This window comes from Xenorhabdus ehlersii (assembly GCF_003610465.1).
GTDB lineage: Bacteria > Pseudomonadota > Gammaproteobacteria > Enterobacterales > Enterobacteriaceae > Xenorhabdus > Xenorhabdus ehlersii.
On sequence record NZ_RAQI01000001.1, the window covers coordinates 190,498 to 205,552 of the forward strand.

Annotated in this window: 12 protein-coding genes, 2 pseudogenes and 1 CRISPR repeat array (1 of these 15 cut by a window edge); of the genes and pseudogenes, 4 read left to right on the plus strand and 10 right to left on the minus strand. The window is 42.9% G+C overall.

All coding sequences use genetic code 11. From position 1 onward, the window contains the following. Positions 1 to 1,552: a CRISPR direct-repeat array (repeat unit 29 nt; unit sequence CGGTTTATCCCTGTACTCACGGGGAACAC) (it extends 3,114 nt beyond the left edge of the window). Positions 1,553 to 2,003: 451 nt separating this feature from the next. The 3 genes from gntR (at position 2,004) to gntU (ending at position 5,111) form a co-directional block, all read left to right on the plus strand. Further along, a complete protein-coding gene (gntR, locus tag BDE27_RS00865) occupies positions 2,004 to 2,999 on the plus strand; it encodes a gluconate operon transcriptional repressor GntR (RefSeq protein WP_099130956.1) in 996 nt (331 codons plus the stop codon). 220 nt (positions 3,000 to 3,219) lie between these two features. Then, complete coding sequence (gene gntK / locus BDE27_RS00870) at positions 3,220 to 3,777, plus strand: gluconokinase (protein ID WP_099130750.1); 558 nt, start codon at positions 3,220 to 3,222, stop codon at positions 3,775 to 3,777. After that, entirely contained in the window at positions 3,774 to 5,111 is a 1,338-nt protein-coding gene (gene gntU / locus BDE27_RS00875; protein ID WP_099130749.1) for a gluconate transporter, read from the plus strand. Before gntK ends, gntU begins: the two co-directional genes overlap by 4 nt. Before the next feature lie 77 nt (positions 5,112 to 5,188). Here the strand turns inward: gntU and BDE27_RS00880 are convergent. From BDE27_RS00880 to BDE27_RS00910, 7 genes and pseudogenes are all read right to left on the minus strand, one after another. Then, positions 5,189 to 5,472, minus strand: a pseudogene (locus BDE27_RS00880) (type II toxin-antitoxin system RelE family toxin). Then, a pseudogene (locus BDE27_RS00885) lies at positions 5,462 to 5,712 on the minus strand (type II toxin-antitoxin system Phd/YefM family antitoxin). The pseudogenes BDE27_RS00880 and BDE27_RS00885 overlap by 11 nt, the downstream one beginning before the upstream one ends. A gap of 88 nt (positions 5,713 to 5,800) precedes the next feature. Beyond that, positions 5,801 to 7,009 carry an SGNH/GDSL hydrolase family protein gene (locus tag BDE27_RS00890; RefSeq protein ID WP_099130748.1) on the minus strand — a complete coding sequence of 403 codons (1,209 nt, stop codon included), beginning with the start codon at positions 7,007 to 7,009 and terminating at the stop codon, positions 5,801 to 5,803. Next, positions 6,996 to 8,132 (minus strand): SGNH/GDSL hydrolase family protein, encoded by a 1,137-nt coding sequence (locus tag BDE27_RS00895; protein WP_099130747.1) that lies wholly within the window; start codon positions 8,130 to 8,132, stop codon positions 6,996 to 6,998. Before BDE27_RS00895 ends, BDE27_RS00890 begins: the two co-directional genes overlap by 14 nt. Continuing rightward, positions 8,119 to 9,540, minus strand: coding sequence for an MBOAT family O-acyltransferase (locus tag BDE27_RS00900; protein ID WP_099130746.1), 1,422 nt, complete (start codon positions 9,538 to 9,540; stop codon positions 8,119 to 8,121). The genes BDE27_RS00895 and BDE27_RS00900 overlap by 14 nt, the downstream gene beginning before the upstream one ends. Positions 9,541 to 9,700: 160 nt before the next feature. Then, complete coding sequence (locus tag BDE27_RS00905; RefSeq protein ID WP_099130745.1) at positions 9,701 to 10,474, minus strand: protein bax; 774 nt, start codon at positions 10,472 to 10,474, stop codon at positions 9,701 to 9,703. A gap of 596 nt (positions 10,475 to 11,070) precedes the next feature. Further along, positions 11,071 to 11,406 (minus strand): DUF3761 domain-containing protein, encoded by a 336-nt coding sequence (locus BDE27_RS00910; protein ID WP_244208648.1) that lies wholly within the window; start codon positions 11,404 to 11,406, stop codon positions 11,071 to 11,073. A 126-nt stretch (positions 11,407 to 11,532) separates the two neighbouring features. Here BDE27_RS00910 and BDE27_RS00915 point away from each other — a divergent pair, with 126 nt between their 5' ends. Next, complete coding sequence (locus BDE27_RS00915; RefSeq protein ID WP_208638545.1) at positions 11,533 to 12,279, plus strand: SDR family oxidoreductase; 747 nt, start codon at positions 11,533 to 11,535, stop codon at positions 12,277 to 12,279. A 128-nt stretch (positions 12,280 to 12,407) separates the two neighbouring features. Here the strand turns inward: BDE27_RS00915 and BDE27_RS00920 are convergent, their stop codons facing one another. The 3 genes from BDE27_RS00920 to BDE27_RS00930 form a co-directional block, all read right to left on the minus strand. After that, entirely contained in the window at positions 12,408 to 12,758 is a 351-nt protein-coding gene (locus BDE27_RS00920; protein WP_099130743.1) for a SymE family type I addiction module toxin, read from the minus strand. A gap of 628 nt (positions 12,759 to 13,386) precedes the next feature. Then, a complete protein-coding gene (locus BDE27_RS00925) occupies positions 13,387 to 13,965 on the minus strand; it encodes a TerD family protein (protein ID WP_099130742.1) in 579 nt (192 codons plus the stop codon). Between the two features lie 52 nt (positions 13,966 to 14,017). Beyond that, the gene (locus BDE27_RS00930; protein ID WP_099130741.1) at positions 14,018 to 15,046 is read right to left on the minus strand and encodes a TerC/Alx family metal homeostasis membrane protein; all 1,029 of its coding nucleotides are present in this window, start codon (positions 15,044 to 15,046) and stop codon (positions 14,018 to 14,020) included. Between the last annotated feature and the right edge of the window lie 9 nt (positions 15,047 to 15,055).

Sequence of the window (15,055 nt, forward strand, 5' to 3'; positions counted from 1 at the left end):
TTTATCCCTGTACTCACGGGGAACACTACCGCGATCCTGTCATTAGGCTGTTATAATCCGGTTTATCCCTGTACTCACGGGGAACACGATCTCGATGCTCTGTAAAAAATACTGATTACCGGTTTATCCCTGTACTCACGGGGAACACAATGATATTGAGATTGCATTACGGGATTTGGGCGGTTTATCCCTGTACTCACGGGGAACACTAGGCTCATCATCACCAAGGCCGAAGGGAATACGGTTTATCCCTGTACTCACGGGGAACACTATAGGCAACCCGGTAAATTGATTGTACGTAGCGGTTTATCCCTGTACTCACGGGGAACACGGCGGCGAAGCGCAATAACCCCACCATAAGGACGGTTTATCCCTGTACTCACGGGGAACACAAAGAAAACCCCGGTTGTTACAGCAACCGAGGCGGTTTATCCCTGTACTCACGGGGAACACGATTAACTATTAAAGCCACATTCGCTGACTTAGCGGTTTATCCCTGTACTCACGGGGAACACCGCCCACTGTTTATAGTCATCATCAGAGCCACCGGTTTATCCCTGTACTCACGGGGAACACACCTTCATTAAGTGCTCAATTAAGCCTGTCGGCGGTTTATCCCTGTACTCACGGGGAACACTTCACGCCACTGACAGAGGCGGAAGCCATAGCCGGTTTATCCCTGTACTCACGGGGAACACCTTATCCAGTTCAAGCTATGCGATCTCGGTGACGGTTTATCCCTGTACTCACGGGGAACACCGCTCCACAACCTCGTAGCCTAGAAATGTGTGCGGTTTATCCCTGTACTCACGGGGAACACTTCGGATCATGCAGTTTTAACTTGATACCATCCGGTTTATCCCTGTACTCACGGGGAACACATCATCGCGGATGCGGAAATTATCTGTCCCGGCGGTTTATCCCTGTACTCACGGGGAACACAGTCTCATATCTCCTACAGTATTAATTGCCGCCGGTTTATCCCTGTACTCACGGGGAACACTGAGGGTGGGTGATTACCGCATTCTGTTTGAGCGGTTTATCCCTGTACTCACGGGGAACACGCGAAAATGTCACTCGCATTGAAATAAACGGACGGTTTATCCCTGTACTCACGGGGAACACCCACTCAAACCATAGAACCACCGAATAAAAATCGGTTTATCCCTGTACTCACGGGGAACACGCGGTACGTGACCGTGACCCACAGGGTTATCGCGGTTTATCCCTGTACTCACGGGGAACACCCGCAGGTATTGAGCTAATATTAGAGGATGCACGGTTTATCCCTGTACTCACGGGGAACACAAATACTCTTCCATAACGCGATTAATCTCGAACGGTTTATCCCTGTACTCACGGGGAACACATCCCAGTGGTGGTACACAGCAAAGTGATCCCCGGTTTATCCCTGTACTCACGGGGAACACCGCCGGTTCGTTCAAGATTGCGTCAGGTGTCCCGGTTTATCCCTGTACTCACGGGGAACACCGAATAAAATTAATAACTGATTGTGCCATCTCCGGTTTATCCCTGTACTCACGGGGAACACACTAATTTTATCCATCTGTTTTATAAAAATTTTTTAGAGCGGAAAAATTCTACCATTTTTTTAGTCTATAAAGTCAGTCAAATTTTCTCTTTCATTCTTCCGATTTATCATCTGTAATTCAGATCACATTTCATCCATATTTTTAACTCTTACTTATCAATTTATGAGATTCCCATTGCTGAAATCGCAAAAGAACCTGTTGGTCTTAACTCAACAACAAAGAGAGTAAGAGTCTGAAAACTATTGCATTGAGTAGCGGGGATATCCACCAACATGTTGGAATATTCACTCAAGCACGTGTAAGTCATCACAGTTTCAGCAATTGCTGATAAATAAGATGCGAGTATATTGGCATTTTTCACTAGAAAGCGTGTTGTAATGATGTATAAATATGTTAAAACCGCGAGTTATTCCTCTGTACCTATCAATAACTGATTGCATTACATTGAAAATGAAGAAAAAACGCCCAGCTTTACAAGATGTTGCTGACCTCGTTGGGGTCACAAAAATGACGGTCAGCCGTTTTTTACGCAATCCCGATCAGGTTTCTGAAGCGTTGGGAAAACGAATAGCGGAAGCTGTGGAACAACTAGGTTATATTCCCAACCGTGTGCCCGATATTCTTTCCAATTCCACCAGCCGTGCAATAGGGGTTTTGCTTCCTTCATTGACCAATCAGGTCTTCGCTGAAGTTATTCGCGGTATCGAGCATGTGACTGATCGCAATGGATATCAGACCATGCTCGCCCACTATGGTTATTCTGCCCAGAAAGAAGAAGAACGTTTACTCTCCCTGCTTGCTTACAATATTGATGGCCTGATTCTGGCAGAACGCACGCATACTCCCAAAACGTTAAAGGTGCTGCAGACAGTAGGTATTCCTGTTGTCGAATTGATGGACAGTGTATCGCCTTGCCTTGATATTGCAGTAGGGATCGATAATTTTGCAGCGGCTCGTCAGATGACGATGGCGATGATCGAACGCGGTTGCAAAAACATTATTTATCTCGGTGCACGGCAGGATGAACGAACGATGATCCGTTTGCAAGGGTTTGAAATGGCGATGTTCAATGCTGGGCTTCAACCGAGAAAAATGATGACACCAGTCAGCTCTTCCTATTCATTAGGCACGCAGCTTTTGCAGGAATCCTGCCAGAAATATCCTGAAATTGATGGCCTGTTTTGTACGAATGATGATATCGCCATTGGGGCGATTTTTGAGTGCCAGCGACAGGGGATTAAAATACCGGAAGAGATAGCGATAGCTGGCTTTCATGGCCATGATGTCGGCCAGGTAATGACTCCCAAGCTTGCCAGCGTGCTGACTCCTCGTGACTTAATGGGACGCAAGGCAGCGGAATCCTTACTTGCTCGTTTGAGGGGGGAGAAACTGGAACAAACTCTGATTGATGTTGGGTTTACCCTTTCATTGGGTGAAAGTGTTTAATTTTTGTAGCTCGAAATGATGTTTTCCCATTTTCAATTGCGATAAGCCTCACATTTTCCTTTTTTGATGGTCCTGATTGATTGCCCACCATCCAGCTCTGCTGCTAATGTTACCGGTAATTAGTTACCGGTAACACTTGGTGGGTAATATTTCCCTGCTAATTTTTTAGTGTAAATCAAATGGATATATAAGCGGTAAGATCTGTGTAAAGGAGTTTGATATGAGTGATACCCAACAACCAAACCACGTTTTTGTATTGATGGGGGTATCCGGCAGCGGTAAATCTGCGGTTGCCAGTGGTGTTGCCCGTGAACTAGGGGCTGCATTTCTGGATGGGGACTTCCTTCATCCCCGTGCCAATATTACAAAAATGGCACAGGGCCACGCCTTGAATGATGATGATCGTAGGCCGTGGTTGAAAGCACTCAATGATGCTATTTTTGCCATGCAACGCACCAACCCTATCTCCCTGCTCGTGTGTTCTGCCTTGAAAAAAAGTTATCGGGATATGTTACGTGATGGCAATCAACACCTGTCTTTTCTCTATATGAAGGGGGATTTTGACTTAATCGAAAGCCGCCTGAAAGCACGCAAGGGGCATTTCTTTAAACCACAAATGCTAATCTCTCAATTTGAGACACTGGAAGCGCCGACCAGTGATGAAAATGATGTCCATCACATTGATATAAAACCTGATCTTGATGAAGTCATCAAAAATGCGATTAAAGCTATTGACCATATCCAATCTATTAACCGTATTAGTGAGGGGCATTCATGAGTACTGTAACTCTGGTTCTGACGGCCATCGGCTCTGTTCTCCTATTATTGTTTCTGGTGATGAAAGCTAGGTTACATGCTTTTATTGCCTTGATGATGGTTTCTGTGGGGGCGGGAATTTTTTCTGGCATGCCATTGGAGAAAATCACTCAGACGATGCAAGAAGGTATGGCAGGCACTTTGGGCTTTCTTGCCATTGTTGTGGCTCTTGGTGCAATGTTTGGCAAGATCTTGCATGAAACGGGTGCCCTTGACCAGACTGCCGTGAAACTGCTGGGTAGCTTTGGTGAAAAGCGGGCCAACTATGCATTGGGTGTTGCCGGGCTTGTCTGTGCATTACCACTGTTTTTTGATGTGGCGGTTGTGTTGTTGATTGGCGTGGTATTTGCCGTTGCGCGTCGCACCAATGGCAATGTTGTGAAACTGGCGATTCCATTGTTTGCAGGTGTTGCGGCCGCGGCCGCGTTTTTGGTTCCGGGGCCAACTCCGATGGTGCTGGCTTCCCAGATGGGAGCCGATTTTGGCTGGATGATCCTGATTGGCCTGAGCGCCGCCGTTCCCGGCATGTTATTGGCTGGCCCAATATACGGTAACTTTATCAGCAAATATGTGACACTGGATTTACCCAAAGATCTGGGCACCCCAAGCATTGGCAAAAGCCAGATGCCTTCCTTTGGTTTCAGCCTGGCATTGGTATTGTTCCCCTTGATATTGGTGGGCTTGAAAACCATTGGTGCACGTTTTGTTGATCAGCAATCAGCGCTATATCACTGGCTGGAATTTCTTGGTCATCCTTTCATTGCAATTTTGCTTGCTTGTCTAGTGGCGATTTACGGGTTGGCGATTCGTCGCGGTATGAGTAAGGATAAAGTCATGGAAGTCTGCTCTGCGGCGATTCAACCTGCGGGAATTATTTTGCTGGTGACAGGTGCAGGTGGTGTATTTAAACAAGTGCTGGTGGATTCAGGTGTTGGACCTGCATTGGGTAATGCGTTGATCGGTGCTGGCCTGCCAATCGCACTGGCGTGTTTTATTTTGTCAGGCGCGGTGCGTGTGATTCAGGGTTCGGCAACTGTCGCGTGTTTGACCACGGTAGGGTTGGTTCTGCCAGTGATTGGCGAACTGGGCTATTCTGGTGCGCAAATGGCGGCGTTGTCAGTATGTATCGCCGGTGGCTCTTTGGTTCTTAGCCATGTGAACGATTCTGGTTTTTGGCTGTTCGGTAAGTTTACTGGTGCGACAGAAGCGCAAACCCTGAAAACCTGGACGGTAATGGAAACCATTCTCGGCACAACCGGCGCGATGGTTGGCATGATCTATTTCGCTATGCTGTGATGTGTTAAAGCCTTTTTAAGCCATTTTTAATGGCACCTTATTTCATTATAAGGTGCTGTTTTACACGATTTCCCTTGCTATCCACGTTTGTTAGCTGCTAAATAAATCTCCTTTCCTGCTCGCTTACCAACAGTAATCACTAATAAAACAATCACATTATCATTGATTTCATATAGTAAACGATAGCCAGAAGAGCGTAATTTGATTTTGTAGCGATGGCTTCGGCCTCTTAATCGGGCTGAGGAGACTTGGGGGTTTTCTAGACGTTCAGCCAATTTCTTTTTGAACTGTTCACGAATAGGATGCCCTAGTTTTCCTATTCTTTTAGCGCCCGTTTTTCAAATTTGAGACTATAGGTCATTGGGATTGACGCTCACAAATTCAGGCGTTTTCATACGTTCATCTGCAATGTGATTTAATTCGGCATCTTCTGCAAGTTCCAGATAATCAGCGTAAGGCTCTGGGGGACACAATAAAATACAGGTTCATTGCGGTTTAGGATGGCAACGGCACCACCTTCACCATCTGCCACTGTTCCCATTGGATTGCGTTTCAAATCGGTAATACTGGCTGCTATTGTTGTCAGAATTTGATAAGACATATCGCTCTCATTGTTGAAATTTTATTCATTTTGGCACTTTTAAAAGCTTTATTTAAAGACTTTTACGGCTTGCATATAGAAATTTTAATTATTCAACTAAATCCATAAACTGCTTATAAAGCGCTTCAGCACTGCGTTCATAACCGGCTGCGGAGAGGTGAATGTAATCAGGACGTGCGAGGTTTTGCTGTTCCCAACTTCTGACAGAACATGGCCCACCCATATATTCCCGCCAATCCCAAAGCAGGGTACGCTGTTGTTTGGCGATAGTTTGTTGAACCTGAATCACATTATCAAGCAAGGCAGGTTGTTGTTCTTCACAGTTTGCCCCGGTTTTATTTTTCAGCGAATCATTCGGCCCAACCAGCAGGATAACGGCTTGTGGTATGGCTCTGCGGATGTCTTGTATTTTAGCTGTCAAATCCTTCTGATAAGCAACCAAATCCAGTGAATCGTTAAAGGCTTCATTGGTGCCATAGGCGAGAATGACCATATCCGGTTTTATCTGTGCCAGCGTATTAATCCATTGCGGTTGCCATTTATCCAGCATATTAATGGTGGCGCCATTAATTCCCAATGCAGATAACATAATGCCAGGGGTTTGACGTGTTATCAGCCAGCCGCCAATTTTCAATTGTGTATCCTGTGGATAGAGATCAATGGGGAAACTAATGCTCTGTTCTGGTGAGAAATGCCATTCACTTTGTGTTGCGGGTAAATCTATGGTGGTAAATGGCGTTCTGATTTGAGTCTCTGTATGGGATTGATAGAGTGCACTCAGCCAATACTTGCCACGAGCAGAGGAAGACTTGAGTTGTATCGCACTCCCGGCACTCTCGGGAATAGCGATAAATCCACCCAGTGGATAATCTGCCCGATTCTCCTTACGGCTGCTTGAAAGCCACCAACCGGTTTTATCTTCAGAAAATTGTATTAAGGCGTTACGCTGGCCGGGAATGCTCATTGGGGGGATAAAACCCGGCCCTGCGTCGCCATAACGATTCTGCAATAAACTGCGCAACTTACCGGTAAAGAAATCGGCAGCCGTGTGTGAATCACCCAATTGTACAAAATGGAGTTGGCGAGTATCACTATGACGTAATTTATCTGTTAATAGCGCGAAATTGGGATCACCAAAATTTGTCAATTGTTGCTGACGGTGTATGTGTGTTGTTTGGAGGCCCGATGTAGGCTTAGATTTTTCTACTTGGCACGATAATAGGCTTATTGAGAGCGCGATAGCCAGACTTGCACCTACTATCCGATAACATCCACGGAACATGTTAAATGGTTGCATTTTCTTTAACTGGCTCCTGAGTAAATGTGATCAATGAAAATAGATAATCCGCAATGGTTTGTTGCCCTTTCAAACTGAAATGAATACCGTCTCCGGTTCGGAGTTTGATGGTGCTGCTGCCATCGCCAATATAGTCTGAATAATTATCCGACTGATATTTGAACATATCATTAACCGCAACATAGATCTCTCCCTTTTTTTCTACCTCGCTTTGATACAATTTATTAAGGTAAGACATACTGTTGGAAAGTTTTTTCTGGCGCATATTAGGTGGTCCAACCCAAATAACATCAGCTTGACGTTGGCGCGCGTCATTTAATATGGATTCAATTCTTTGGCGATAAAGATCCTCCCAGTTTTCACTGGCGAATTTCAAATAAGGCCCTCCGTGTCCTGAGGGCATATTCCACGGATCATTTGGGCCTAAAAATATCACTACCAACTTAATATCAGGGTGAGTTCTCAACGCATTGCTAATGGTTTTTGGCCAATCAAAGAAACCAGGATAAGACAATCCTGTACTTTGTTTACTTAAATTAAGGCTAGAAATGCCATATTGCTGAAAAAGTCGACGTTTTAAATGTGGGGCTACGCCCTGCATCATTGAATCACCGGCAAATAACACCTTATCTTTTAGGCTCAGATTGACATGGGTTTTCTGGGTAATTTCAACAACCGGATTTTCTACTGAACTATTTGGCGGTAAAGAAGACTGAACGAGTTTAATATTTTTGTTCAGTAGCTCAGGAAAGGTGAAAGAGAGATTTTCGATGGGATACACGTAACCTTCCAGAAAGCGCAAGCCAACCTGCAAATCAGGGAGAAATACGGTCTGCCTGTTATCAATATTCATGGCTGATGACGGGTTATCTTGATATTTGCCCTGCGCGTATGCCATAAAAGTTTTACTGGCAGCAATGGCTCCTTGCTGCACATTATTCCCCAAATCCCACCACGGTTCCCCTTTGAGAGATGTCCAGGGACTATTGTGGTGATATTTCTGTTGCCAGAAATTATCTAATGAACCCTGATTAAGCCAAATGAGCATTAAGCTGGTTAAGGCTACTATACAAATCACTTGTCCGATTTTTTTAATATTAGATATAAATTCAGAAGTTGGCATAAATAAATCCTGGCATTCCTGAAGGTGACAAAATAAATACCAAAGTAAGGATCAGGGCTAAGGGAATTGGGTAATAAACCCAGGAAATCAGGCCATGATTTTTTTCAATTTTGTTTCTGAAATTCACCAACCAGGGGTAGATAATAAATAATCCCCAGAAAACCATTAATAGAGAACTGCTGGATAACAGGGATGCAAATGTTTCACCAGAGAACAGTTGATTTAATACCGCCAGCGCATCATTAAATGTCGGGCTACGGAAAAAGATCCATGCAAAGCAGACAAAATGGAATGTCACCACACGAGATAAAAATAATACAATCGGGCTGCTAGCTTGTGGTTCCTTCTGTTTCTTTGAAACAGGGAACAGGGCATTTTTAATATTTTGCAGAATTAACCCTAATCCGTGAATAGCACCCCAGATAATAAAACTAAGGCCAGCGCCATGCCATAGGCCAGAAATCACCATAGCGGTGAACATATTCAGGTTTTTGCGGAATACGCCTTTTTTATTACCACCTAATGGAATGTAGACATAATCACGGATGAATGTTGACAGGCTGATATGCCAGCGTCGCCAAAATACCTGTAAGTTTTCAGCCAGATAAGGGGCATCAAAATTGCGTGGCACTTTGTAGCCTAATAGCAGGGCGATACCTGTGACAAGGTCGGTATAGCCGGAAAAGTTAAAGTAGATATTCCAGGCATAAGCATAAATTGCCACAAGAACTTGCCCTGCATGATGACTAATTGGATCTTCAAAAACAGGATTCACAAGATACTCAGAGAGCGTAGAACTGAGCAAAAAGAGCTTTATGATAGCGAGAGCAATCAATAATAGTGCCTTCAATGGTTCCTGCATAACTCTGGATGTTGCCTGAATCTGTGGCAGAAAATCTTCGGCTCGATTAATCGGTCCGGCGACAATGCTGGGAAAAAAGCAAAGATACAAAATGACATCAGGCAATGGAGCGGCAGGCCACTCTTTCTTGCATACCGATACAACATAGCTGACCGAATGGAACGCATAAAATGACAGACCTAGCGGCATCAGCAATTCAAGGACAGGGAGTTCCACGTTGATCCCAACATTAGCCAATGTTTGTTGAATCGACTCTTGAAAGAAAGAGTAATATTTGAAAACAGTGAAACAGCCGAGGAGTCCGAATGTCAGTAGTATAAATATGACCTTATTGGATAAATAACGACTAAGAATATTCGCCAAAAAGTAAATAAATAGGGTATAGGCGAATAAAATGTAGGCGAAATTTGCTGCGAAAGAGAATACAAATAAATAACTCGCTAAAATTAATACGCCATTCTGTAGCCTGGGCGCTTTTTGTAAAAGCCAATAGACAACCAGCAGAATAACAAACGATCCAAGGAACTCAAAAGAGAAGAAATTCATATTAGGCTCTGGTTAACCATTTACCGTTGGGAGAAGGAATGTAATTCTGAAGTGCATTATAGTATGGAATTTGTCGATGTTTACAGTAGATAATACAGAGATAGATTATAAAAAAAGAATCCACTTTGTAATTAATACAATGTGGATTGTTGGGAGAGTGTTATTGGATAGCCAATTCTTGCACTTGTGAAATCAGATCCTTGTTGCCATTAAATACCCGATGTAAATAGCGATTATAGTCAGATCCCAGTTCAGAATAACCATTGAGATTATCAATCAGCTTACCGATATTCAGCGGCTTCTGTGTTGTTCTCTGCTTTGCACGTGAAGAACGCAGTGACTCATAAGCACGGTGCGTATTCAGGTTTTTCATATAGGCAACGACGGAAGCATCAATGGTAGCGTAAACTGAATAACCTTTGACTTTTCCTTTCGTTTTGCCGCAAGAGCTACAACGCATTCCAAACAGATTATTATTTTTTTTGGCAAGTTCTGACGTTCCCCAACCCGATTCAGCCGCTGCTTGAGTGGCAACAAAATGGGTGGGAATAATATCAACCCGACTTAATAACTTATTCCAATTAACCTGTCTTGGCGAATTGCAGGTCATTTTGTAATCCATGCAGATCTTTTTTAATCGGTGACTATCCTGTTCAGACCAATGATGATTCTTTTGGTGTGACAGGAGCCATTTGCGGTCTTGCATAATCTTTTGATTATGTTGATCAATTACAGGGACAATAATATTTAAAAACGCTTTCTTCCGAGGTGTACCTGAAGGGTATTGTCGCAAATCAGGCAAACTTACCTGCATGTCATTGTGAGAATACTCTTGCACTTTTGAGGTACTGGTCGAGGCATGGCTCAGACCGATAAAGATTAATGAGATAAAGAAAGCGAAGACCGCACTTGTCCTCATCATTAGAGAGGGCATTGCTTCTCCTCTTTTTATTACTCTGGATAAAAATCAGACGAATATTAGCAGAGCAAACAATATATGGCTACTGTTATTCGTCATTCATAAGTTTAGTTTCTGTAACGAATATTAGCACCCTACTGACAAATATCTATATTTTTTACTTTGTATGGTAAATTAGTGTAATAAATATTATGATTTTATCTGGTGAAGAATGTTATTTATATTATATTTTATGGTGTTCTTTTGCTTGTTTATCCAACTTAAATTAATAACTGATTTTTACTTAACTGCATGTTATTAATTGAATATTACCTAATTTAACTTAGCTATCGTCGGGAGAGTGAATTTTTGCTTTATTGTAGTTATTGTAAATTATTTTGTTGTTCATTCTTGATTATCTATTTTTCTGGCTTGTTTTAAGTTTTTTATCTGAATTTCAGTATTAGAAAATGACATTAATATATCATAAAAAGTAATATTTTTTTGCTGAAGAAAATATGTCAATTAACATCATGATGGTGAGATTATTTTCTGGTTGGGGAATGAATTGTTTTAAAAGAATTAGGGAGCCGAAGCCCCCTAATTGTGCATGATGAAAAATCAACGAAACTTTATAGCCATTTAGCAACACCACCGTGGCGAGAGCAGGCTCCTTTACGGGATTTACTCTTGCTATAGCTACCATCTTTGCAAAGAGCCGTATTAGCGCTTTTTTTGACTGAGCTATTTCTATTTTTCTTCTTTGATATTTTTGTTTTTTTTGCCTTTTTGGTAACTTTTTTCTCTAATAAATTAGCTTTGTTTTTTGCTGACTTAACATTTTGTTCTATTGCCGTTGCTGTTTTTGAGGCAGCTTCGGCGGCGGTTGATACTGCTGGCGCTGCAAGTGTTGCACTTGAAAACAACACCAGTAATGCTGCAACTGATAACTTCAAGCTTTTCATCATATAGTTCCTCTGATTAGAGTACTGAAACTCGAAATCTACTCTTGCAGTTTGGAGTATAGTTTTGAATGTTATGATTTCAAATTTAACATAGGGAATAAAAAAATAACGCAAATATGGGGTGGCATTGTGAAAAAAGTAACGATCATTACTGGTGGTTCCCGTGGTATCGGTAAGGCCACAGCACTTTGTTTAGCAAAACAAGGGCACCACATCTGCATTGGCTATCGTAATCGCGAAGACAGTGCTTATGAAGTGGTGGATATGATCCGTACCCTTGGGCAGTCAGCAATTGCGGTTCAGGTGGATATCGCGGATGAAAAGCAAGTGATAGCATTGTTCCAGAGGGTAGAAAAAGAGCTGGGGTATATTTCTGGATTGGTGAACAATGCCGGGATCTTAAAGCCTCAAGCTACCATTGAACAGTTGACGGCAGAGCGGCTAAATGAAATTTTTGCCACTAATATTACGGGGACCTTTCTTTGTGCGCGTGAAGCGGTTAAGAGAATGGCTTTGCGTCACGGTGGGCAAGGTGGAGTCATCATCAATGTTTCATCTGCTGCCGCTCGACTGGGTTCTCCCCATGAATACGTTGATTATGCGGCATCGAAAGGGGCTATTGATACGTTGACAATTGGGTTGGCGCAAGAGGTGGCTGCACAGGGAATCAGGGTAAATGCTGTGCGCCCTGGATTCATCTATACCGGAATGCATGCCGATGGTGGAGAGCCTGAACGCGTTGAAAGAATCAAAGATTCCTTGCCTATGAAACGGGGTGGACAACCGGAAGAAGTTGCTCAGGCCATTGCATGGCTGTTATCTGATGAATCGTCGTATGTTACAGGCAATTTCATTGATTTGGCGGGTGGGAAATAGGTTATAGAGTTCGCAATGCCGTTTAAATAAGGTGGTATTTAATATCAGATAATATAAAAGCCGGAATTCTTTTTAATATTTCTTTCCGGCTAATTAATGGAAGGCTATTTTTGTAGTGACAATTGATTTTAAGCTAATATTTCCATCAATTTAGGTTTTAGAATAATTTTGTCAGGTTGTATTTCAATGTTAATAGGTTGTTCCACTAAATTGCTAATTGTTAGCCAGTCACCGGCAATATAAAGTTCACCATTTTCACGAATATTGTCGATTCCTTGGTATGGATTATTTTCCACTTCATTGATTAAACTGGCTAAATCTGCGTTAGGATCAACAAGAGAAATAATAACGCCATTGGAAAACTGTGAGATATGAAATAATTCATTTGCGGTAAATCCAGCATCGCTGAGTGCACTGCCGTTCAGTATTAATTCAGGGAAGCCAATGTCAGAATAGCGAAATGAAACATGAAGGCTCATTTGTACGTTCCTTGTGTTATGGATATACTGCGATACTCTATCAGCACTTCGCCCGCACTGCACCGCGAATTCATACGTGTTTTTCATCTAAATAGTATTCATTGTTAATAATCGATACCTACCCTAGCGGTTAGTTGGCTAATATGCCATCGGTAATGTTGCTCTTTGCGAAGCAACTCGCAAAAAATGACTGGATATTTATCCATTTTGAAATGCATCTCTGAAGTTAGAACAAAAAATAACGCTGTAAATAATTATGTAATTTTCTGTGTTATCAAAGAGATGAATAAAAGATCTTAGTCTGTGGTTTCTTTGACAGATTATATTTTTTAGCCTGTACCTATTTATAAATATTGACATTATATGTCGTGGAAATACTAAAGAGTTTTAAATAGAAATATTAAAATGAAACGCATTCCAAAATTTTTTCGAATTAAAATGGCAGAAATATCCGTATGATAACCCCAGATTTCCAGTGATCAATTTCTGGCTCAGGCTCTGAGGAATGAATTATAAACAAATAGGTAAGACAACAAAAAGCCCTACCGATATTATCAAGCAGGGCTTTTAATTTCAGTGCACCGAATTCAAGCTTTACACTGAAATGCTTAATTGAATAACACCCAAATTAAGCAGCATTAATACCATACTGGGCACAAACAGAAGCCAGACCGCCAGCATAGCCCTGGCCTACTGCGCGGAATTTCCATTCTGCATTGTGGCGATACAGTTCACCGAACAGCATAGCGGTTTCGGTAGACGCATCTTCAGTCAGGTCATAGCGCGCCACTTCAACTTGTGTGTCATCGTTAACCAGACGGATGAAAGCACCGGAAACTTGACCGAAGCTCTGGCGACGAGCTTGTGCTTCATGGATAGTTACTACAAACACCACTTTTTCTACGTCAGCAGGAACTTGATCCAGTTTGATTTTCAGTGATTCGTCATCGCCATCCCCTTCACCGGTACGGTTGTCGCCAGTGTGCATGATGGAGCCGTCAGATGATTTCAGATTGTTGTAGAAAATGAAATCTGCATCACTACGTACTTTGCCGTTTGCTGCCAGCAGGAAAACTGAGGCATCAAGGTCAAAGTCTTGTCCGTCAGTAGCACGAGCGTCCCAGCCGAGACCGATCAGAACGTTTTTCATGCTTGGCGCTTCTTTGCTCAGAGAAACGTTACCGCCTTTAGAAAGAGATACACCCATTGTTATTTCCTCACTATTATTACGTCGTATTAGTTATCTAGATTTTACGGATTTAGCTTGCATTTTCTTTTTGCGGGAACAGCAGGCTGGCAAGAATACCGGCTGCCAGTACGCCAATCACCACAAATAAGCTACTTGTAGCTGAAATTGAATAGCCGTGGTGGAATATATGTTCAGAAGCATTTAGACCCAGTTTTATGGCAATAAAGAACAGTAAAACGATTACTGCCTTTTCCAAATGCACCAGATACTTTTTCAATGCTTCAAGCACAAAGTAGAGCGTGCGCAGACCCAAGATAGCAAACATCATGGCGCTGTACACAATTAATGGTTCCCGGCTGACTGCAATTACCGCAGGTACAGAGTCAAAGGCAAACATCACGTCAGACAGTTCAACCACTGCCAGACACAGCATGAGTGGCGTAGCATAAAGTGCAGCTTTGCCCGCCCGGCCCACTTTCACATCGGCGTTTTCTGGTTTAGCCAATTCCTGATCCACTTCCTTTTGGTTCAGTACAAAAGCATGGCCGTGCAGTTTCGGCCAGATTGGGAAGAAACGCTTCACCAGACGATAGGCAAGGTGCTGTGAATAGTCTTCGATTTCATCGTCATCATCACCGCTTTTCAGCATCATGACCGCTGTCCAGCCAACGATAACCGCAAATATGATTTCAACCCACGGCCCAAGCGTCAGCAGGCTTGTCCCAATGGCAACGAAAATACCACGGAAGACAATCGCGCCGATAATCCCCCAATACAAGACTCGGTGGCGATAGCGGTCTGGGACGGCGAACCAGGAGAAAATTGCCATGATGACAAACAGGTTATCGACGGAAAGGACTTTTTCCAGTGCATAGCCCGTGACAAACAGACTCGCTGCTTCCGCACCATGATGGACATACAGGAAGCCCGCGAAAACAAAGGCAATTGCGATCCAGAAAATAGACCAAAGAGCGGCACTACGCAGCGAAATTGGTTTATCATGACGATGCATAAAGAGGTCGATAAAGAGTGCACCAACCGACAGAATAATAAATACAGCAACGGTTTCCATCGGAAAACCAATGTGCGTGGATACCATGAAGTAAGC